Origin of the sequence: Vibrio sp. ECSMB14106 (genome assembly GCF_000972265.1) — a bacterium.
Lineage (GTDB): Bacteria > Pseudomonadota > Gammaproteobacteria > Enterobacterales > Vibrionaceae > Vibrio > Vibrio kanaloae.
This window is the reverse complement of record NZ_LAUM01000017.1, coordinates 1-20,194: the sequence shown is the minus strand read 5'-3', so window position 1 is coordinate 20,194 and position 20,194 is coordinate 1. Positions and strand designations below refer to the sequence as shown.

21 protein-coding genes and 1 pseudogene are annotated in these 20,194 nt (G+C 42.7%); 14 read left to right on the top strand and 8 right to left on the bottom strand.

Features of this window, described 5'->3' with window-relative positions; all coding sequences use genetic code 11:
- Nucleotides 1-91: 91 nt before the first annotated feature.
- The 6 genes from WR49_RS12915 (at nt 92) to WR49_RS12890 (ending at nt 5,243) form a co-directional block, all read left to right on the top strand.
- Nucleotides 92-898: a substrate-binding domain-containing protein gene (locus WR49_RS12915; protein WP_046224287.1), complete on the top strand. Its 807-nt coding sequence runs from the start codon at nt 92-94 to the stop codon at nt 896-898.
- A gap of 148 nt (nt 899-1,046) precedes the next feature.
- Nucleotides 1,047-1,745 (top strand): ABC transporter permease, encoded by a 699-nt coding sequence (locus WR49_RS12910; protein ID WP_046224286.1) that lies wholly within the window; start codon nt 1,047-1,049, stop codon nt 1,743-1,745.
- A 10-nt stretch (nt 1,746-1,755) separates the two neighbouring features.
- Entirely contained in the window at nt 1,756-2,475 is a 720-nt protein-coding gene (locus WR49_RS12905; protein ID WP_046224285.1) for an energy-coupling factor ABC transporter ATP-binding protein, read from the top strand.
- Nucleotides 2,453-3,037 carry a molybdenum cofactor guanylyltransferase MobA gene (mobA, locus tag WR49_RS12900; protein WP_046224284.1) on the top strand — a complete coding sequence of 195 codons (585 nt, stop codon included), beginning with the start codon at nt 2,453-2,455 and terminating at the stop codon, nt 3,035-3,037. Before WR49_RS12905 ends, mobA begins: the two co-directional genes overlap by 23 nt.
- Nucleotides 3,037-4,854 carry a bifunctional molybdopterin-guanine dinucleotide biosynthesis adaptor protein MobB/molybdopterin molybdotransferase MoeA gene (locus tag WR49_RS12895; protein WP_046224283.1) on the top strand — a complete coding sequence of 606 codons (1,818 nt, stop codon included), beginning with the start codon at nt 3,037-3,039 and terminating at the stop codon, nt 4,852-4,854. Before mobA ends, WR49_RS12895 begins: the two co-directional genes overlap by 1 nt.
- Nucleotides 4,855-4,976: 122 nt before the next feature.
- On the top strand, nt 4,977-5,243 hold the full coding sequence (locus WR49_RS12890; RefSeq protein WP_017057287.1) for a DUF2960 family protein: 267 nt from the start codon (nt 4,977-4,979) through the stop codon (nt 5,241-5,243).
- A gap of 137 nt (nt 5,244-5,380) precedes the next feature.
- On the opposite strand, the gene nagK is transcribed toward WR49_RS12890, so the two are convergent.
- Nucleotides 5,381-6,289 (bottom strand): N-acetylglucosamine kinase, encoded by a 909-nt coding sequence (nagK, locus tag WR49_RS12885; protein WP_046224282.1) that lies wholly within the window; start codon nt 6,287-6,289, stop codon nt 5,381-5,383.
- A 163-nt stretch (nt 6,290-6,452) separates the two neighbouring features.
- The gene (locus WR49_RS12880; protein WP_082082777.1) at nt 6,453-7,199 is read right to left on the bottom strand and encodes a tRNA-uridine aminocarboxypropyltransferase; all 747 of its coding nucleotides are present in this window, start codon (nt 7,197-7,199) and stop codon (nt 6,453-6,455) included.
- 72 nt (nt 7,200-7,271) lie between these two features.
- Here WR49_RS12880 and WR49_RS12875 point away from each other — a divergent pair, with 72 nt between their 5' ends.
- On the top strand, nt 7,272-8,075 hold the full coding sequence (locus tag WR49_RS12875) for a sterol desaturase family protein (protein ID WP_046224280.1): 804 nt from the start codon (nt 7,272-7,274) through the stop codon (nt 8,073-8,075).
- Between the two features lie 156 nt (nt 8,076-8,231).
- On the opposite strand, the gene WR49_RS12870 is transcribed toward WR49_RS12875, so the two are convergent.
- Nucleotides 8,232-10,277: a methyl-accepting chemotaxis protein gene (locus WR49_RS12870; RefSeq protein WP_046224279.1), complete on the bottom strand. Its 2,046-nt coding sequence runs from the start codon at nt 10,275-10,277 to the stop codon at nt 8,232-8,234.
- Between the two features lie 104 nt (nt 10,278-10,381).
- Here WR49_RS12870 and WR49_RS12865 point away from each other — a divergent pair, with 104 nt between their 5' ends.
- A complete protein-coding gene (locus WR49_RS12865) occupies nt 10,382-10,867 on the top strand; it encodes a C40 family peptidase (RefSeq protein WP_046224278.1) in 486 nt (161 codons plus the stop codon).
- Nucleotides 10,868-10,947: 80 nt separating this feature from the next.
- Here the strand turns inward: WR49_RS12865 and WR49_RS12860 are convergent, their stop codons facing one another.
- Nucleotides 10,948-11,292, bottom strand: a complete 345-nt coding sequence (locus WR49_RS12860; RefSeq protein WP_046224277.1) for a DUF3802 family protein — start codon at nt 11,290-11,292, stop codon at nt 10,948-10,950.
- 528 nt (nt 11,293-11,820) lie between these two features.
- Here WR49_RS12860 and WR49_RS12855 point away from each other — a divergent pair.
- Together WR49_RS12855 and WR49_RS12850 are read left to right on the top strand one after the other, a co-directional pair.
- Nucleotides 11,821-12,687 (top strand): fructosamine kinase family protein, encoded by an 867-nt coding sequence (locus WR49_RS12855; RefSeq protein WP_017057294.1) that lies wholly within the window; start codon nt 11,821-11,823, stop codon nt 12,685-12,687.
- A gap of 56 nt (nt 12,688-12,743) precedes the next feature.
- On the top strand, nt 12,744-12,947 hold the full coding sequence (locus WR49_RS12850) for a CPXCG motif-containing cysteine-rich protein (protein WP_046224276.1): 204 nt from the start codon (nt 12,744-12,746) through the stop codon (nt 12,945-12,947).
- A gap of 130 nt (nt 12,948-13,077) precedes the next feature.
- Here the strand turns inward: WR49_RS12850 and WR49_RS12845 are convergent, their stop codons facing one another.
- A complete protein-coding gene (locus WR49_RS12845) occupies nt 13,078-13,686 on the bottom strand; it encodes a riboflavin synthase (protein WP_017057296.1) in 609 nt (202 codons plus the stop codon).
- Between the two features lie 151 nt (nt 13,687-13,837).
- Here WR49_RS12845 and WR49_RS12840 point away from each other — a divergent pair, with 151 nt between their 5' ends.
- Nucleotides 13,838-15,208, top strand: coding sequence for an MATE family efflux transporter (locus WR49_RS12840; protein WP_046224275.1), 1,371 nt, complete (start codon nt 13,838-13,840; stop codon nt 15,206-15,208).
- Nucleotides 15,209-15,322: 114 nt separating this feature from the next.
- On the opposite strand, the gene WR49_RS12835 is transcribed toward WR49_RS12840, so the two are convergent.
- On the bottom strand, nt 15,323-16,165 hold the full coding sequence (locus WR49_RS12835; RefSeq protein WP_029627123.1) for a DNA ligase: 843 nt from the start codon (nt 16,163-16,165) through the stop codon (nt 15,323-15,325).
- A 294-nt stretch (nt 16,166-16,459) separates the two neighbouring features.
- Here WR49_RS12835 and WR49_RS12830 point away from each other — a divergent pair, with 294 nt between their 5' ends.
- Nucleotides 16,460-16,789 carry an STAS domain-containing protein gene (locus WR49_RS12830; RefSeq protein WP_017057299.1) on the top strand — a complete coding sequence of 110 codons (330 nt, stop codon included), beginning with the start codon at nt 16,460-16,462 and terminating at the stop codon, nt 16,787-16,789.
- Nucleotides 16,790-16,851: 62 nt separating this feature from the next.
- Nucleotides 16,852-17,517 (top strand): annotated as a pseudogene (locus tag WR49_RS12825) (OmpA family protein); the annotation flags it as partial.
- A gap of 192 nt (nt 17,518-17,709) precedes the next feature.
- Here the strand turns inward: WR49_RS12825 and def are convergent.
- Nucleotides 17,710-18,219, bottom strand: a complete 510-nt coding sequence (def, locus tag WR49_RS12820) for a peptide deformylase (protein ID WP_046224274.1) — start codon at nt 18,217-18,219, stop codon at nt 17,710-17,712.
- A gap of 234 nt (nt 18,220-18,453) precedes the next feature.
- Between def and WR49_RS12815 the strand changes: the two genes are divergently transcribed.
- The gene (locus tag WR49_RS12815) at nt 18,454-19,422 is read left to right on the top strand and encodes an IS30 family transposase (RefSeq protein ID WP_082082775.1); all 969 of its coding nucleotides are present in this window, start codon (nt 18,454-18,456) and stop codon (nt 19,420-19,422) included.
- Nucleotides 19,423-19,447: 25 nt separating this feature from the next.
- Here WR49_RS12815 and WR49_RS12810 read toward each other — a convergent pair whose 3' ends face one another.
- Complete coding sequence (locus tag WR49_RS12810) at nt 19,448-19,843, bottom strand: hypothetical protein (protein WP_156155673.1); 396 nt, start codon at nt 19,841-19,843, stop codon at nt 19,448-19,450.
- Nucleotides 19,844-20,194 lie beyond the last annotated feature (351 nt).

The following is a 20,194-nucleotide window of genomic DNA, read 5'->3' as shown; positions in this document are numbered from 1 at the left end:
TACAAAAATTAGCATCTTATGCACATGCTCTTCTTTGAGTTCTTTAAAAGAAAGCGTGTCATTCATTTATAACAGAATGGACATGATAATAATGAAAGCAATTCCCTTAACGATTGCCGCTCTATCTATCGTCAGTTACTCAGCTAGCAGCGCAGAAGACACCACGCATATCAAACTTGCGACAACAACAAGCACATATCACTCTGGCCTACTAGACTACTTATTACCTGAATTCGAAAAAGATTCTGGTATTAAAGTCGATGTTCTAGCGGCGGGGACGGGTAAATCTCTTCGCATGGGTGAAAATGGCGATGTGGATTTGGTGATGACTCACGCACCAAAGGCTGAAGCAAACTTTGTTGAACAAGGCTATGGCGTTTTACCTCGTAAACTGATGTACAACGACTTTGTGATTGTTGGCCCTCAAAGCGATCCGGCAAAAATTGAATCTCAAAAAGCAGTAGCTGATGTGTTCAAAGCGATTGCAACCAACAATGTGACGTTTGTGTCTCGTGGTGACGATTCAGGTACGCACAAGAAAGAGATGGGCATTTGGGCACAGACCAAAATGGAACCAAACTTTGGCGGCTACCGCAGTGTTGGTCAAGGCATGGGTCCTACTCTGAACATGGCGTCTGAAATGCAAGGCTACACCATGACAGACCGTGGTACATGGTTGGCTTATCAAAACAAGCTTGACTTAAAAGTATTGTTCCAAGGCGACAAGAACCTATTTAACCCTTATCAAGTGATTCTTGTTAACCCTGAGCGCTACCCAAGCATCAACTACCAAGCGGCGAAAGTATTCAGTGATTGGTTGGTGAACCCTAAAGGTCAGAAACTGATTAACGACTTCAAGCTACACGGCAAGCAGTTGTTTGTTGCTAGCGCTGAATAGTCGTCATTGCACTACTCTTACAGGGTGAATATTGAGCTCGCAAAAAATGAATAGCTGACTCACCCTGTTTAACGAATTCCGTGTCAGCTATGACCTAAATATCAGCATTACCTTTTAAGACTTACTGTCGATTTAAACGAGATACTTCATGACCTTATGGCAAACAACGCTTGACGCAATGAATCTACTGGTGAGTTTTGACCATGAACTGTGGAAAATCGTAGCGGTATCCTTCAGCGTGTCTTTGTCTGCCATTTCTCTGGTGATTGTTCCTGCAATCCTTATGGCTTTCTTATTGGCTTACACCGAATTCCCCGGTAAATGGGCACTGCTTTCGGTGATCAACACCTTACAAGCGATACCGACTGTAGTGATTGGCTTGTTGATGTACATGATGCTCTCTCGTTCAGGTCCTTTAGGTGACTGGCAATTGTTGTTCACGCAAAAGGCGATGATTCTGGGTCAGATGCTGATCTGCTTCCCTATTCTGGTTGCTATGATGCACGGCGCGCTTCAAGCCAGTGATCGCCGAGCAGTAGAAACGGCACGTACCCTTGGAGTTTCAACCACTCGAGTCGCGTGTACTTTAATTTGGGAAACACGATTTCCTTTGTTGGCAGCGACCATTGCAGCCTTTTCTCGCATCGTAACCGAAGTCGGCTGTTCGATGATGGTCGGCGGCAACATTATGGGAATGACACGAAATATCCCAACGGCTATTGCTATGGAAAGTCACAAAGGCGCATTCGCACAAGGTGTCGCGCTAGGCATGGTTTTATTGGCATTGGCATTAGCCCTTAACTTTTTCCTTTCCAGTGTGAGAGGAAAAGGCTATTTAAGAACATAGGAACGCTGTCATGAGTATAAAAATAACAACGCAGCAAATTTCAATGCGCTATAAAGAGCGTGTTTTGTTTCATATTCCTGAACTGTCTATCGGCCCAAACGATGCTATTTATCTTAAAGGTGACAACGGTGTTGGCAAAACGACCCTACTTAAAATATTGTCAGGCTTGCTCAAACCAAGCTCTGGCCGTATTCAATGCCCGACACAAAGTTGGCAACATAACCTGTTTCCCAAACTAAAATTTAAAGACATCATCTATCTCCATCAAACCCCTTACCTATTTGATGGCTCGGTGTACCAAAATGTCGCTTATGGCGTTCGCTTTAACAAAGAGAGCCAAAAAGATAAGCGAGCTCAAATAATTAACGCTCTAAGGATGGTAGGTTTAGAAACCCTAGCAGACGAGCACATTTCCGTGTTGTCTGGTGGCGAGCGTCAACGCGTAGCAATGGCACGAGCTTGGATTCTCAAGCCTTCAATCTTGCTGATGGATGAACCAAGTGCTTCTTTAGACAAAGAGTCTATTGAAAGATTGGTGATTATGGCCGAAGATCTTCTTCAGAGAGGCGCGAGTTTAGTCATCACGAGCCACCAAACTAACGCGTTAACCGATTTATGTAAGAAGCAGTGGTGGATCAAAGACAACACTTTGACAGAATTACCGCTTCTGCAAGTTATTAAAAAGAACAAAGCACAAGAGAATATTTATGCTGCTTCCAACGCAAACTAGTTGGGTTATTTTGGCTGGCGGACAAGCCAGCCGTATGGGCGGAAAAGACAAAGGACTTGTTGAGCTCAACGGTTCCCCGCTTATTCAATACGTTATAGACAAGCTGTCACAACAAGATGTCAGCATCACCATCAATGCCAACCGTAACTTAGACAGTTACCAAGCATTCGCTCCGGTTGTTTCCGATTCATTCCCTGATTATCCAGGTCCTTTGGGTGGCATTCACGCTGGCCTTAAAAACGCGGCCACAGACTGGGTGGGCTTTGTTCCTTGTGACAGCCCGCAAATCAGTGACGACCTTGTCGAGCGTTTTTGCGCTGCGGTAAAGGAAGACAGCGACATTCTAGTGGCTCACGATGGTGAATATAAACAGCCTGTGTTTACCCTATTTCACAAACGTGTTCTTCCAAAGTTAGAAGCGTTTTTAGAGCGTGGCGACCGCAAGATCATCTTGTTATATAAAGAGTGTGTGACGGAGTACGTCGATTTTAGCGACGCGCCTAACTGTTTTGTTAATCTCAATACGCCAGAAGAACTCACCCAATTTGGAACGCTTCAATAATGAAAGATTCAAAACAACGCCCTAACCTACCTTTGTTAGGTTTCGCTGCCTACAGCGGCACAGGTAAAACTACCGTACTTGAAGCGTTACTACCTTTACTTACCAACGCAGGTTTGAAAGTGGGTGTTCTTAAACACGCTCACCACGATTTCGATGTCGATAAGCCGGGTAAAGACAGCTACCGCCTACGTAAAGCGGGCGCGAATCAAATGCTGATCGCTTCGCGTAACCGTCACGTGATGATGACAGAAACGCCAAAAGCCGAAGCCGACTTTGATTATCTGCTTACACGTTTTGATACCAACACGTTGGACTTGATTCTGGTTGAAGGCTGTAAGAACATCGCCTTTCCTAAGATTGAGCTTCACCGTGACGAAGTTGGCAAACCTTGGCTTTATCCAAACGATGACAACATCATTGCGATTGCTGCAGACAGCAAAGTTGAGTCTGACCTGCCACAAATGACGATCAGCGACTTAGAAGCGATTCGTGATTTCATCATCGACTATGCTCAGTCGTTCGCCCCTTCATCGACAACAAGCAGAACAGTGTCGTGTTCATCTTCAAAAGACGATTCACCTGTTGTGTGTTGTGATTCATTTTCTCCTGCTGGCTTAAGCGTTACGCAAGGTCAGCAAAAGATTGTCGATAGCATTGATGCACTTGAGCTGATTGAATCTGTTGCGTTAGAGCAAGGTTATGGTCGTGTATTGGCTGAAGATGTTATCTCGCCAATCAACGTGCCTCAGAACACAAACTCTGCAATGGATGGCTACGCCATTCGTGGCGAAGATTTAGAACTGGATAGTTACCAACTGGTTGCTGAAGTCATGGCTGGTCACAGCTACGACAAAACGGTTCAACAAGGTGAAGCGGTTAAGATCATGACTGGTGCGCCAATGCCTGAAGGTGTAGATGTGGTTGTGATGCGTGAGCAAGCCGTTCAAGAAGGCGACACAGTTAGCTTCCCAGACGCTAAAATCTCAGTAGGACAAAATGTCCGTATGGCGGGTGAAGACCTTGAAATCGGCCAACCTGTCTTTACTCGTGGCACGCGAATCGAAGCGCCAGAAATGGGCATGATGGCATCATTAGGTTTCGGTACCTGCCCTGTTCTAAGTAAAGTGAAAGTTGGCGTATTCTCTACAGGTGATGAAGTTCAAGCTCCGGGTAGCGAGCAGAAGCCGAACTCTGTTTACGACTCGAACCGTTTCACGATCATCGGCATGCTTCAAAAGCTAGGCTGTGACATTGTTGACTACGGCATCATTGAAGATGACGAACAAAAGATGATGGATGTACTTCATGCTGCGTCGTTAGAGACCGACATGGTTCTGACTTCAGGTGGCGTGTCTGTTGGTGATGCTGACTACATCAAACTCGCATTAGATAAACTGGGTGAGATTAATTTCTGGCGTATCAACATGCGTCCGGGGCGTCCTCTTGCTTACGGTAAGATTGAAGACAAACCTTTCTTCGGCTTGCCGGGTAATCCAGTTGCTGTGATGGTGTCGTTCATTAACTTTGTAGAGCCAGCGATCCGCAAGCTTCAAGGTCAAACGAACTGGACGCCAGTGAAAGCGAACGCAGTTGCGACTGAGCAATTACGTTCTCGCCAAGGTCGTACTGAGTTCAGCCGTGGTGTGTTCTCTATGAACGAATCTGGTGTGCTTGAAGTGAAGACGACTGGCAAACAAGGTTCAGGTATTCTGCGCTCAATGAGTGAAGCAAACTGCTTGATCGAAATCTCACCAGCGGTTGATACGGTGAAGGTTGGCGAAACAGTGACTATTATTCCTCTGCAGGGCCGCGTTTAATTCAAAGCTCAGATAGCGATAAGCGTTAAGACGATAATCTTAAGATTTCTTACCATTACCTTGAGCGACGTACGGTTTTTATGTAGAGTGCGCCCAAAGTAAAAATTCTATTGGAGCGCATTATGGCTCGTACCATTCTGTACACTTACAAAGACGAAGAAAAAGAGTTACTGTTTTCAAAACAAGAACACCGCACGATCCAAGAAGCGGTTGCTGCAGCGGAAGGCATCGACATCTCTGAGTATCTTAAAACTGAGCAACAGCTTGAGTTGATTTCCGATACTAAAGCGGTTCGTAACTACCAGGACAACTACTTCCGCAAGCTTGGCTTTACTAAGCTTACGTTGAAGCAAAAAGACAACCTAGGTGTAGGTAAAAAGAAGAAATAAGCCTTAAGCTTCTGACTTCTAGTTTTTTTGTTTTGAGTTAGAGAGACGAAAACACCAAACCATAAAAAATGCCGCAACCTCTTTCGAGATTGCGGCATTTTTATTTGTGCTTTTAAATAACTTACATCAAATAGATCTTACTTGATGTTAAGGAATGCAGCACCACGAACGCCGCCTGAATCACCGTGTTTCGCTTTGATGATCTTAGGACACTTCGCTACAGACAGCAGGTACTTAGGCACGCGCTTTGGCATCTCTTCGTAAATAAGCTCGAAGTTTGAAAGACCGCCGCCTAGTGCAACAACGTGTGGGTCAAGACCGGTAAACAGGTTCGCGAAACAGATAGCCAAGAGCTCCATGAAGCGATCTACGTGCTTAGCCGCTTTCGCCTCACCTTCGTTGTACGCTTGGATGATCTCAATCGCTTTCTTCTTTTCACCGAAGTAGTGCTCGTAAATCAACTCAAAGCCACGACCAGATAAGTAGCTGTCTAGACAACCTTTCTTACCACAACCACAGCCTAATAGTGGTGCGTTGTCGCCAAGGTGAAACCATGCATCAATAGGAAGGCGCATATGACCGAGCTCACCCGCAACGTGGTTACGGCCAGAGAACACTTTACCTTCGTAAACTAAACCGCCACCGAAGCCAGTACCTAGAATCAGGCCAGCAACTGATGGCTCATCTTTAAGCTCGTCATCCCACGCTTCTGAAAGCGCAAAACAGTTTGCGTCATTCTCGATCTTTACACTACGACCGATCAGCACTTCTAAATCTTTACGTAGTGGTTTACCTGTTGAAGCTGGTACGTTAACAACCAGCATTGTGCCGTCATCTGCGTTTTCCATGCCAGGAAGACCAAGGCCAATTTTGCCTTCGCAAGAGAGTTCGTTATCGTACTTTTTTACCAAATCAGCAATGGTTTCAAGCAGTAATTGATAATCTTCCGTTGGCGTTGGTACGCGCTCTGTTGCTACTCGCTCAAGTTTTTCATTGAACGCACCAAACTCAATTTTTGTGCCGCCAACATCGAAGCCGTAATACATGAAATCTCTCCAATTTTTCCCTAAATTCGGGCAAACAAATTTTTGTAAATAAAAAACTAAGGAGCATTATCCATAACACTCCCCCTACAAACCGTGATAGATAACAAACTTATCTCGTGTTCGAGTCCGTTTGAACAACAAGTCAGCACAAAGTGGTTAAAGGTTAGAGTGACTTCTCATTTTTACCGTGCTCTATGAAAGCGTTCAGACTTGGTTTGGTCGGATCCGACTTATAACGAGTCTTACTCAACATATAGCTTTCACGAAAGGCTTCAAACCAAAGCTGCAAAGTCTTCGCGCCCTCTCCTTCACCGGCTTGTTTTAATACTAAGCTAGCGACTTCAGCAGTAGAGAGATGTTGATCGTTGTCTGACTTACGCATCATGTATTGGGAAACCGATTCAGGCTCAATCGACAGCACCGGTAAATCTTGCAGGTACTCAGAACGTCTGAAGATACGTCTTGCTTCACGCCAGCTACCATCGATGAAAATTAGCAGTAGCTTTTTATTTGGGTCACGCATTTGTGGTAAGTCTTGAACCACTCGCGTTTTGTCATCGGTGTAGTCTTCAGGGAACACAATCACAGGCTGATACTTGTCGTCTTTGAGTACTTCCAGCATCTCTGTGTTTGGCTCTGTACGATGCCAAAGGTAAACATGACTGTCTTTTACGGTATCCACAATCAAACGGCCTGTGTTGCTTGGCTTTAAGATTTCGTTATCAGACAAGATCAACATGGTCGCGACGTTCGTATCTATGTCTGGTTGATGTTCACAGATACAACTGTCTTGTTTGATTTTGCAGTACTCACATCGTATTACTTTGCACCCGCGCGCATTAAACGGTTTGGTAGAAAGAGATAAACGGTGTTGGTATAAACGGTGGAAAGCGTGGATTCTCATGGACAATAACGACAGATAGAACTAGAAAAGTGGCACGATTGTACTTACAGTGGCTTGATAATGATAGAAGGAATTCTTATGCAGGACCCATCGCTACTTCGCCTTGTTTGTTTTATTGTCGCTTTTGGATTGTGTGCTCTATGGGAACAACATTTCCCACGTAAAACATTGACTCAAAGCAAATGGTTTCGTTGGGGGAATAACTTCGCGCTAGTCACTTTGAATAGTTTTCTATTAGCCACTCTAATCCCTATCGCTGCGTTCCAAGCGGCGGTTATCGCACAAGATAATCAATGGGGAGTATTCAATACCCTGTCACTTCCTAAAGAACTTAGCATTCTGATATGCGTGTTGCTGTTGGATTGTGCTATTTACCTCCAACACTTGGTGTTTCACCGTATTCCTTGGCTATGGAAGTTACATCGAGTTCATCACGCAGACCTAGATATTGATGTCACAACTGGCACTCGCTTTCATCCGATTGAAATGATTCTTTCAATGCTAATCAAAGTCAGCTTAGTGATCGCGCTTGGCGTACCAGTTATTGCTGTCGTGATCTTTGAAATTGTTCTTAACGCCAGTGCAATGTTTAATCATAGTAATGGACGTCTACCACTGTGGGTAGATCAACGACTGAGGAAAGTGATTGTCACACCAGATATGCACCGAGTACATCACTCTATCATTGTTAAAGAAACGCATTCGAACTTTGGTTTCTTTTTGTCTGTTTGGGATATATGGTTTAAGACTTACCGTGACCAACCAAAACTTGGTCACGAGAACGTTCAGATTGGCGTGCCAGAGATTCAAGATGGTAAAGAACAACGTTTAGATCTGATGCTGCGACAGCCTTTCGTTCGATTCCCGACTACGAAAAAATAGAATTGAAGTCGTTGAAACTCAAACATGCATTGAAACCAAACCTATGTTAAGACCAATACAGACGCCCTTAAGTTCATCTTAGAATTTAAGGGTGTTTTCTATATTATTACTGGCTATAAAATTGTTTTCAGCTATACGAAAATTCAGTACACCGGTTTACTTCAGCACGTATTTGTGAAGCATTTCCTGCTGATGTCCCGCTATCTCGGCCACTTGTTCTGAACTTTCAATCATTGATTCAAGTTGAAGCTTGGTATTTTCACCTTGTTCAGAAACGCGCGTGATTGAATGTGTCACGTCCACCGTTGCACGTGCTTGTTGTTCTGTTGCCACCATAATTTGCTCAACACGTCCTTTTATCTGGCTAACCGCAATGTCTATTTTTTCAAACGCTTGCTTCACGTCCTCACTAGTTTGCAGAGCATTGGCCATTTCGCTACGAGATTCAGTCACAGACGTTCGAGAGCGGTCAGCCGCAGCCACCAGCTCATTCATCATATTGCGAATGTTGGTGGTTTGTTGAGACGTGCCACTCGCCAATTTGCGTACTTCGTCAGCAACGACAGCAAAACCGCGGCCTTGTTCGCCTGCTCGCGCTGCTTCAATCGCTGCATTCAGTGCTAATAAGTTGGTGTTTTCTGCAATGCCACTGATCATATCGACCATTTCACGAATCTGTTTCACGCGGCCATCAAGGTCGGCCATTGATTCTTCGTTCATGCTTAGTGACTGTTCTAACGCTTGCAAACGTTGCTGGTTAAGCCCAACGACTTGGCTACCATTGACTGACTCGTCTTCTGCGACTTGTGCGTCGTCGTTCGATGCATTCGAGATACGTGCTATTTCACCGATTGACGCTTCCAGTTCAGTAATGGTGGTGATCATGTTCTGCAGCGATTCGTTTTGCGCGTTCAAGCTAGAATTAGTTTGTTCTGCAGCGTCGTGGCTTACTTCTGCTGTTTGGTAAAGCGTTTCACAGTTACGCGTCACCGATCGTACAGAATCGGCAGTCGAGTCTACAACGCTATTGAGCTTCGAAGCGATAACTTGAAGCTCTCTTGGCCCAACCAGTTCGCTTTGCTTTGAAAAATCGTGCTCAGCAAGGGAGCTTAGTTGGCAAGTGATGTTTTTGAGCCCTTTATTGACCCAACGGCGTAACACAAACCATGAAGTAGCAATAATAGCGGCGATCACTAATCCACTTATAAATAGCACTCTATCAATGGTCGCTATCGTTTGATTGACCACAGATTCACTTTCATCAATTAATATGGATGCAGTATTAGACAGTTGATTTAAGGTACTTATTACGTTGTTGGCAAGCTTTATCACTTCAGCAAGGTCGGCCTCTTGTTGCTTGATTAACTTAAGCTTTAGCAGGATTTGTTTTAAGACACCATTGTCTTGGAATCCAGTCTGAACCATCTCATAAGGGGCCGTTAAACTTGCAAACTCAGTGATATCAGGGTGCCATTCTGAAAAATCGTCATAAGCGAGATTGATCCCAGCCATGCGATTACGTAGCTCTCGAAACTCACTTTCAGCTTTGTCTAAGTCCGATTGCATCATCAGCATTAAGAAGGTATTCGCCATTGACGAAGCACTCGCCGTGAAGCGGTTGGCGGCATCGTGTGCAGCGGGGTTTTCCTGAACAAGAAAAGAGCTAATACGATTCATCTCAGGTCCAATTGAATTTACACCATAGCGAAACTCACCGACTTGGCCATCAATATGAATTTGTTTATTTTGAATCTCAATTTGAGACATCAAGACCTTGTTTGTCATAAGCTTTAATGCCGCCATGTCTTCAGTTAGGTTTTGCTTTTGTTCAACAGAAATCGCTTCAGGAAAAGATTGAGAGATAAAAAGGAGCTCCTCTAGCACTTTGTTACTTGACTCGACGAGTTGTTCAATAGATGAGCGAGTCGTATTCAATGTGTTTAGATCTTTCGATTGAGTACTGTAAGTGAGGAGCTTCACCTGTTCTAACACGTTTTGTGTCAGTTCTGCATTATGAAGAGCTAATGGTAGTGCTCGTTCGGACAACGCGTTGAAGTGACCCCCAATCCGTTCAACTCCCGTTATGCTGACCATCGACAAAAAACTAACGAGTAAAAGAATGGAGATAAATACGGTAGTGACGGTTTGGATGAGCGAGAATGTATAACGAGAGGGTTTTATTGATAAATTTGTGTCGGGCATGTGAAATCCAGTTTGACTACGAAAAGAGATATCCTTAAGTTAGCTTGTATACTAGAAGTCCTTGATGACGTTTTTATTTCATTTTTTTTTCAGAAGAGTTACATATGAAATTCAGAAAAATGCTTGCAGTTACAATAACTTTCGCAACATTAGCTGCATGTAGCTCGACCCCGTCTCCTTCTCAGCTTAGTCAAACCGCACAGAAACCTTTATCCAAGTCAGAACTATTGACTAAAAATGCTTACATGAGCGTGTATGAGCAGTGGAAAGGCGTGCCGTACCATTTCGGTGGAACCTCATTTAGAGGTGTAGACTGCTCCGCTTTTGTGCAGATTGCCGTGCAAAATGCGACCCAACAAGCTCTACCAAGAACCACAAAAGATCAAAGTCAAAAGGGAAAAGAAATTGCGTATGAACAGGCAACGAGTGGCGACTTGGTGTTTTTTAAGACATCGATGACTGTGCGACACGTAGGTGTCTACCTCGGAAATAATCAATTTCTACATGCTTCTACATCGAAAGGTGTGATTATATCGAGGTTGGATAACCCTTATTGGGCTTCCAAATTTTGGCACTTTAGGCGTTTATAACAGATCCAATGCAGGCTTATACCCGACCTTACACGCTCACTAATATGCTAGGTAAGCGTGCATCATAATATCAGTTCTATCTAATCGTATTTAGCGACGGCTGAATCAAATAGGTTTTTCACCAAAGCGATGTATTCGTCTAGAAATACAATTTGCTCGTTGGTTGCTTTTTTGGCCCACACACCGGCTAGCACTTCACCTAAATCAGCTACTACGGCATCAGCTTCTTTCAATAGCTGAAAACGAACGCTGGAATGTAACTCGGGATTTTGCTCGAAAATAGCCATGATGTTAGTTGAAATCATGTCAGTAATGATGTCTTCAACACTTTCATTACCTGTATAGCCATTACTATTCGTAAAGACATCTAAGTTAAATGATAAGTGTTCGATCAAAGCCAAATAGCCATCGGTTTCTACAACCACAATAAATCTCCGTTTTAAGCTCTAGAGCAGATTAATACGTAATTGCCTAATACTATGTAAATGAAGTTGTTTGTCATCACTTTATTACTAAAAATCATATTAAAATGCTCCTAATGAGTCTTTAAGCTTAAATTTCAAGCAATATACGGATGACATAGACAGTCACATGCTTCCAAAGAGTTAGACGAGTGTTCCAGCAGCGTGGCTTTCCACTGAATGATAGTACATTCTATCACTCAGAGGCTTTACCTAAGATGAAGCTGAAACAATAACAAGTCATGTCGACTTTTCCAGTTTATTACGATCCAAAACGTGCCGTTTGTGAGACTCGTCTCAAACCATTTATGACATCGTATTTTCAATTTATTCTTATTTATCAATGAACTTGAAATAGTTCGAGTTCACAAATTAACCAAATGAATCAACATAAGATGAATAAGAAACAAGAACATTGACGAGTACATCTATAAATTACTCAGATTTATCCTAAACTATTGCTATTAAACAAACATTCCCTGAGGGTTTTCTATGTGGCAAGCCATTTCTCAACAGCTTTCAGATACACTTCTATTTAGCTTCCAGATTACTGAACGCACCAAACTCTCTGGTGGCGACATTAATGATTGCTATATGATAAGTGATGGTAACGAGCGTTACTTTGTGAAAGTGAATCAGCGAGAATTTTTACCAAAGTTCGAAATTGAAGCCGAGAACTTGCGTTTGTTGAGAGAGACCTCCACGGTTTATGTTCCCGAACTCGTACTTATTGGTAAAACCAAAGAGTGCTCATTCATCATTCTTAATTACTTACCAACCAAGCCGCTAGAAACCGGCAATAATAGCTTTGATTTCGGCGTTCAACTTGCTCGACTTCATCAATGGGGTGAACAGAAAGAATTTGGTTGCGATCAAGACAATTACATCGGTAGTACACTGCAGCCTAATCCTTGGCATAAGAAGTGGGGCCGATTTTTCTCAGAACAACGCATTGGTTTTCAACTGCAACTGTTGAAAGAAAAAGGCATTAAATTCGGTGATATTGATGAACTCGTCGATGTTGTTAATATGCGCCTCGCTGGCCACAACCCTCGCCCTTCTTTGCTTCATGGTGATCTTTGGTATGGTAATGTTGCGAACACAGCTTTTGGTCCAATCTGTTATGATCCAGCCTGTTATTGGGGCGATCATGAATGTGATTTGGCATTAACCGAATTGTTTGAAGGGTTTCCAAAAGAGTTTTATGAAGGTTACCAAAGCATCAATCCACTCGACGTTGGCTATACTGATCGGAAAGACATTTACAACTTGTACCATCTTCTTAACCACTGCAATCAATTTGGCGGTCATTACTTGGCACAAACTGAAGCGTGTATTCAGAAGATTCAGGCCGTTTAATGCTAATCACAGTAATTAACTAGGGTTGCTATTGGTTACAGTGAGGAGAATTTGCCATGCATAAATACACCGAAAAACATGTCTCCTGCCCTCACTGCGGGCACGCCATCAATATAACGCTTGATGCGTCCAACGGCAGACAGGAGTTTTATGACGATTGTCCTGTATGTTGCAATCCGATTCACTTAGATATGCAGGTCGACGAGATAAGAGAAAAAATAAGTCTATCCATTGACGCTGATGACGAGCAGGTGTTTTGAGTAGCATGTATTGATGCCCCACACGAGAGAGAAAAAGAGCACATCAAGCGCTCTTTTTTAATTATATTGTGTCTTTATCGCAGTGTATCGGGCTAATCCGAGGATAAACGAAACTTTGAAGTAAACAGAGCTATTTCTGATTAGCTAGTACGCGTTCAACCGTATCTACAATGGCTTGTGTTTGAGGATCGAATTCAATGTTTATATCGTCCCCGACTTTACGACCACCAAATAGAGTTCGGTTTAATGTTTCTGGTATTAAATGCACAGAAAAACGATTATCTTCAACTTCACCAATAGTCAATGAACACCCATCTAGACCAATGTAGCCTTTACTAAGTACATATTTCATCGATGCTTCTGGCAATTCGAACCATAGTGTACGATTGTTTTCAGTTTTGATCACTTCAACAAGTTTAGCCATTAGAGCAATATGCCCAGACATACTGTGACCACCAATTTCATCGCCAAACTTGGCCGCACGCTCTACATTTACTTGATCTCCAACATTCAATTGACCAAGGTTCGTTAACTTCAACGTTGCTTGCATTAAATCAAATGCAACTTGGTTTCCTGAAATTTCAGTGACAGTCAAGCAACAACCGTTATGAGCTAATGAAGCGCCAATCACTAATCCTTCAATCATTTCATCTGTTAGCTCAATGGTATGAGTCTGAAACAACTCTTTTTTATTTATAGCAACCAATGTTGCCATTCCTTGAACGATACCTGTAAACATAAAATTCCTATTTAGCGTATTACTATCAGTTTTTAATAGCAGTTATTGTGACATTTCTTTATGATTCGTCCAATGGAAGCTTAATGATCAGTGCCTCTGATTTATTCTGAACGTCTATCCCTCATACTACTAATCTAATTTGGAGTAATTTGTGCATCGTTACAAAGAAGAAGCCTCAAATCTAATCAAACTTGCGACCCCTGTATTGATCGCATCCGTAGCACAAACCGGAATGGGGTTCGTCGATACTGTGATGGCCGGTGGCGTGAGTGCTATTGACATGGCCGCAGTATCAATAGCTGCGAGTATTTGGCTTCCTTCGATCTTGTTCGGTGTAGGCTTATTGATGGCATTAGTCCCAGTGGTTGCTCAACTTAATGGCTCAGGTCGTCAAGTTAAAATTCCATACGAGATTCAACAAGGCGCGGTGCTGGCGTTGTTGATATCACTGCCGATCATTGGCGTACTTTTTCAAACTCAAGCCATACTTGAGCTAATGGACATTGAAGCCTTGATGGCTCAAAAAACCATTGGCTATATGCATGCGGTAATGTTTGCGGTGCCTGCTTTCTTACTTTTTCAAACCTTAAGAAGTTTTACTGACGGTATGTCTTTAACCAAACCGGCAATGGTGATTGGTTTTATTGGTTTGTTGCTAAACATCCCGCTTAACTGGATGTTTGTATACGGTAAGCTTGGAGCTCCTGCTCTGGGTGGTGTTGGTTGTGGCGTAGCAACGGCTATCGTTTATTGGATAATGTTTGCTCTACTATTTGCATACATACTCACTTCGAAGCGTCTCGCGAAGATCAACATCTTTGGTCAATTCCATAAACCTGAGTTAAAAGCACAAATCCGTTTATTTAAGCTAGGTTTTCCTGTAGCCGCGGCACTTTTCTTTGAAGTGACCTTGTTTGCGGTGGTTGCTCTTCTGGTTGCTCCATTAGGTTCATTAGTGGTTGCAGCGCATCAAGTCGCCATTAACTTCTCGACTTTGGTGTTTATGATTCCAATGAGTATCGGCGCTGCTGTGAGTATTCGTGTAGGACATAAACTGGGCGAGAATAATACCGAAGGCGCTAAGATTGCTACCCATGTAGGGATTATTGTTGGTTTGGTTACCGCCTTTATGACCGCAGCATTGACGGTGTTGTTTAGAGAACAAGTATCATTACTGTATACAGAAAACACCGCAGTGATCACCATTGCCATGCAGCTTCTTATTTTTGCCGCGGTATATCAATGCACTGATGCGATTCAAGTGATCGCGGCGGGTGCATTACGTGGATATAAAGACATGCGTTCTATTTTTAACATAACCTTTATTGCGTATTGGTTACTTGGTCTACCGACGGGTTATATTCTTGGGATGACGGATTGGCTTGTGGAACCAATGGGGGCTCACGGCTTCTGGATTGGTTTCATTATCGGACTCACTTCAGCCGCAATGATGCTTGGTATGCGCCTGCACTGGATGCACAAGCAAGATGACGTTGTACAGTTAGAATTTAGTTCTCGTTAAATGCTCAATTGCTAAATTGATAGAACCGATACCACAAATAAAAAAGAGCTCTGACTTTCTTACGATAAGAGTCTAGAGCTCAATTTTTTACTGTATGAGTTCAGTGAATGTGGTCTAATATTCACTCTTCTCTCGAACGAAGCGGGCAAACTTCGGTTTTCCATTTTGCGTAAAGCCATTATAACGAAAGGTAATCCTGCTGCCGATTTCAGGAGGTGACAGTCTCATTTTATCGCTAAATCCACTACCGATATAGAACTCAACCCCCTCTTCCGTATGGACCAAAATTGAACCCATCATCCCCTTGTATTTTCCTGTACCACTTTTGTAACCAATGACTGTTGCTTCCGCATCATGATGTCTTTTCAGTTTTAGAAGATCATTACTTCGACCTGCCTGATAACGACTTGTGATCTTGCGGAGCATCAAACCTTCCCCGTTACGTTCATCGATATTGTCTAACTGATGAAATAACGCCTTTTCATTTTGGATTGGGACATGTTCAATATAACCAACATGAGACTCGTCAATTAAACTCACCCAATGCAAGATATTATAGTAGCGTTTTTGGTAATCTCCCGCCGCTCCCGGCATATCGAATAACATGAACTTTATTTCACGCCATGCTGTATCACTAGGGGTATGATCAAGAACAGTCGATTGCACTAAATGGAACTTGCCTCTACCGGCCCATAACTCCCCTTCAAGGCGGACCTTTGGTAGCTGTTCAGTGAACCACGTTGGTGCATAAATCTGGTTTCCGTTACGAGTATAGAGATGGTTACCATCCCACAGCGCCCGAATCCCATCGAGCTTTTCACTTTTCCAATATTCAGAAACATCAATACCTTGCTGGTATGTGTTTGCCAAGATTAAATTTTCTGGCGGTAAATTGTATGAATGAGATGAAAGCGAACACGCCCATAAAGTCGCTATAGCCAGTTTGGTTAGCCTCATTATCTGCTCCGTATTAATAACTCCTTCAATCCTAAGCGTTCCACTCCACAGATAGACAAACTTTGGAATAAGATGCGATCCAGACATCAACCTTATTTAATTTTAAATTTCATTCATAAAATTAATGACTTATAACTCACAAAAATTAGCTCATTTCTAATTCTCATATTGAGAAACAACCTCTATCAATATGAGATTAAAAACAATAGACATTGTAACTCATTGAAAAACAATAAAATTAAACTTGGCATGCTACATGCTCTTGTTAAGTCATACATTAAAGGAGATAGCATTATGGAATTACGTAAAATTGACTTAGACACTACAACACTGACTCTTTCTATTTTTGGCAACTTAGACGCAGCAGGTAGCCGCGAGGCGCAAGCCGATATTGATGATGTTATTTCAAATTATGGGCATCAAGAAATCGAAGTGGATTTTAGCCAAGTTCAGTTTCTTGATTCATCAGGTGTAGGTGCCATTGTTTATATGTTCAAACGTCTTACGGAGCGAGAAAGAAATATGCGTTTAGAAAATGTCTCAGGGCAACCTCTTGAAATTATGCAGCTACTTCGCATTGGCCACGCGATCCCAGTTAACTCAAAAAATCCTACTAATTCATGAAGATCCACTAAGCTAGAAATAACAAAACATAATAATAAAAATAGAAAACCAAGGACGTTGGCATGAAAATACTGAAAAATTATATAAGCCTTTCTCTGTCTTTTCTTGTTCTTGGTTGTACAAGCTACCCGGAGCAAGGCACGGGAGGATTGGCTGAAAGTTATGATTCCATTAACTATCAAAATTCAGATTTATCGCCAGTCATGCCTGACGAACCACTCGGCCCAGAACACGGCTTACGCTTTGATTGGCAATTAGCAAAACTGCACCTAAATGCCTTAATTCAGGAAGGCGCTCGTTGGTGCTTTCCTGCTGCGGTACTTCAAGCCATCGAAAAGCAAAACCGAATTGCACGCGAACTGCAAAGTGGGTTGTTGTTAGATGCTGCTAACGATTTGGTTATTCAAAGAAAACGCCTTAATGAACTTGAGCTCCAACTTGATTATGTGACCTCACAGGCTCGTTGTGAACCTCCTAAGAATGAAAGCCAATTCCGTATGCAACTGTCGGTGATTGAGCAGTTGTATGACCTACTCAATGTCGACAATCAATTCGCGAAAAACTCTACCGAAGTAAATCCTAAGTACATGGGACACCTCGCTGAGGCGGCCAATATTTTAAAGCAAAATAAATCGCTAGACCTTATTGTTACGGGGCATGCAGACGCAAGCGGATCAGAAACTTACAACAACAAACTTGATATTTTTGAGAAAAAAACAGAACAATACTAATGAACGCGACTCCGATTAATAGTATTAACGCTTTCCCATTCTTATGCCAAACGCCAACAAACATTGCTGAAAGTAAGCTGACAATAAAAACTAGGGCGGTAACCGTGAACCAAATATCTAAATAATTACCCATAACTCCCCTGTTCACAAACCATCTAATTCAGTAGAAAACAGCACGATATGACACACTCAAGAATACAAGATCAACCTTGCGTGCTTTTTAACCTTTTTCATGGCCATTTGACGTTTAAGTGGAGAAAGGTAGTCAATAAACAAATTGCCCGACAAATGATCTATTTCGTGCTGCATTACGATAGCTAAGAAATCATCGCTTTCTATGGTAATTGGCTTACCTTCGCGATCTAAAGCAGACACAACAACTGAGGTAAAACGCTCTACGTCTGCATAGTAATCAGGAACTGATAAACAACCTTCTTGACCCAATGCTTTATCTGAGCCACTAACCACTTCTGGGTTAACTAAAATTAACGGTGCATCTCGACTTTCTGAAAGGTCGATAATAACAACGGCCTCTTTATGACCAACTTGAGTCGACGCCAAACCTATACCATTGTCAGTCGCATATAACGTTTCCAACATATCGTCTATTAATGTTTGTACCGTCGACAGATCTTGCACCTTTTCCGCTTTAAGCTTGAGCCTTGGATCTGGTGCAGTCAGAATTTCTAAAACTGCCATATTTTCCTTCTAGTCCTTGGAAACAACTAACGCCCTGTTAAGTAGTGAGCAACGTAATACAAAGCCACCGTATAACGCATAAATCAACGCATAGTGAAAATGCCAAGCGTTGGGAATCCCTCTTAAATTGATTGTTATATTCCTTGGATTCAAGTACGAAGTGCGACACCTCTGAACATAAAAACAGTAAGGTGCGATAATCATGAAGTTTGCTCCCGCCAAGAAGTAAAAAACATGAAATACACGCACCTCACTGAGAATGAAAGGTATATGATTTCTGCACTCAGAAAGCAAGGAATTAGTACCGCTAAAATAGCCAAACAACCGGGTCGTCACAAAGCAACCATATACCGAGAAATCGAGCGTAACTCTCGATACAACCGGTACTTTAAAAGGTACTCGTATCAGGCATCGAGAGCGCAACAAATGGCTCGCACTCGTCAGAGTCGTTCTCGTAGAAATAAACGCTATGACGAACTTGATTTCAAACTGCCTGAAGCCTTGCTGCGACTGGACTGGAGTCCTGACCAAATCGTCGGTTACCTAAAAGTTAGAGGATATCCAACCATGAGCCACGAGCTCATTTATCAACACGTTTGGAATGACAAAATACTCGGCGGAACGCTATGGAAGCACCTGCGACAATCAACTAAACAAAGACGCAAAAGATACAACTCAAAAGACAGCCGAGGACGGCTGGCGAACAAACGTCACATTACCGAAAGACCCGCGATAGCTGAGCTTAGAAAGGAGCCTGGTCACTGGGAAATTGATACCGTTGTCGAGCGTGGAACCAAGCATTGCATTGTCACTTTGGTCGATAGAATGACTGGCTACACTTTTATAGGTCAAATGGACGATAGAACAAGCGAATCACTCAATGTCAGAATGAGTAAAATCATGACCCGTTCAGATTTACCGTTTAAGACAATTACAGCAGATAACGGTACGGAATTTCACGGCTACGCACAACTAGAAAGGTTCCATAACTGTTTGTTTTACTTTGCAAACCCATACCATTCATGGGAAAGAGGCACCAATGAAAACACTAACGGGTTAATACGACAATACTTACCAAAGCGAACCTCTATGTCACATGTGACACAGAATCTCTGCAATGAAATTGCAGAGAAATTAAATACGCGCCCACGCAAAAGGCTTGGGTATAGAACACCACTGGAGTATATTCATGCGCATCTATAGAAGGTGTCGCACTTCAAACTTGATACTAAGTGCGTTGCCCCGTTTCTAGTTGGTAACTTAAACCACCTAGCAAACCTGCAAGCTGTCTATCATTTAAAACATATTTAGCCTCATATTTCATCCCATTGGGTATGTCTTGATAAGGAGCTAAAAATGCGCCACGTCCGCTGCCAAATGTACTTTCAATGAATTTCTTCAACACCACACTAGGATGGCTAAGAGAATATGCGGTACGAAAAATGGACAAGTCCCCGACAAATCCGTCGATTTCAATCCAACAGTGACCATCCCACTTTTGATTGATAATTTGTCCATTAGCACCGGCTTCTGGGAGATTTTTCTTACACTTGAATATTCGCTTACCCAAGATTTTTAAGTCTCCCGCTACCACGATTGCAGGGATACCATAATCATCTCTCAACGTCTGAGCCCATGCAGCACTAAGCGGTGCGCAAGCCCCCATTGAAGGAGGTACAATTGACAGGACTTTTTAGCTGATTCTATTAGAGGTTGTGGACTACTCAACTCGAATGAAGAAAAGCTACTAGCTTCATCTACACCTCTATGCCTTGCAACCAACTGTTTTATTGAAGTTTTCATTATTTCCTCTAAGCATATAACGCCGCGTTAAGTGGTGAGCAACGCAGACCACTGCACTTAAAGCATTGTGCCGTATACACTAAAGCTGAAGCAAACTAAAAATGCCAAGCGTTGGGAATCCGTCTTAAACGCTTGTATGGATAATAAGCACTCCAATCGGGTAAGGTGAGAC

Coding starts and splice junctions, on each gene's coding strand:
- WR49_RS12915 (WP_046224287.1), top strand. CDS start 92: ATGAAAGCAATTCCCTTAACGATTGCCGCTCTATCTATCGTCAGTTAC.
- WR49_RS12910 (WP_046224286.1), top strand. CDS start 1,047: ATGACCTTATGGCAAACAACGCTTGACGCAATGAATCTACTGGTGAGT.
- WR49_RS12905 (WP_046224285.1), top strand. CDS start 1,756: ATGAGTATAAAAATAACAACGCAGCAAATTTCAATGCGCTATAAAGAG.
- mobA (WP_046224284.1), top strand. CDS start 2,453: ATGCTGCTTCCAACGCAAACTAGTTGGGTTATTTTGGCTGGCGGACAA.
- WR49_RS12895 (WP_046224283.1), top strand. CDS start 3,037: ATGAAAGATTCAAAACAACGCCCTAACCTACCTTTGTTAGGTTTCGCT.
- WR49_RS12890 (WP_017057287.1), top strand. CDS start 4,977: ATGGCTCGTACCATTCTGTACACTTACAAAGACGAAGAAAAAGAGTTA.
- nagK (WP_046224282.1), bottom strand. CDS start 6,289: ATGTATTACGGCTTCGATGTTGGCGGCACAAAAATTGAGTTTGGTGCG.
- WR49_RS12875 (WP_046224280.1), top strand. CDS start 7,272: ATGCAGGACCCATCGCTACTTCGCCTTGTTTGTTTTATTGTCGCTTTT.
- WR49_RS12870 (WP_046224279.1), bottom strand. CDS start 10,277: ATGCCCGACACAAATTTATCAATAAAACCCTCTCGTTATACATTCTCG.
- WR49_RS12865 (WP_046224278.1), top strand. CDS start 10,382: ATGAAATTCAGAAAAATGCTTGCAGTTACAATAACTTTCGCAACATTA.
- WR49_RS12855 (WP_017057294.1), top strand. CDS start 11,821: ATGTGGCAAGCCATTTCTCAACAGCTTTCAGATACACTTCTATTTAGC.
- WR49_RS12850 (WP_046224276.1), top strand. CDS start 12,744: ATGCATAAATACACCGAAAAACATGTCTCCTGCCCTCACTGCGGGCAC.
- WR49_RS12845 (WP_017057296.1), bottom strand. CDS start 13,686: ATGTTTACAGGTATCGTTCAAGGAATGGCAACATTGGTTGCTATAAAT.
- WR49_RS12835 (WP_029627123.1), bottom strand. CDS start 16,165: ATGAGGCTAACCAAACTGGCTATAGCGACTTTATGGGCGTGTTCGCTT.
- WR49_RS12830 (WP_017057299.1), top strand. CDS start 16,460: ATGGAATTACGTAAAATTGACTTAGACACTACAACACTGACTCTTTCT.
- def (WP_046224274.1), bottom strand. CDS start 18,219: ATGGCAGTTTTAGAAATTCTGACTGCACCAGATCCAAGGCTCAAGCTT.
- WR49_RS12815 (WP_082082775.1), top strand. CDS start 18,454: ATGAAATACACGCACCTCACTGAGAATGAAAGGTATATGATTTCTGCA.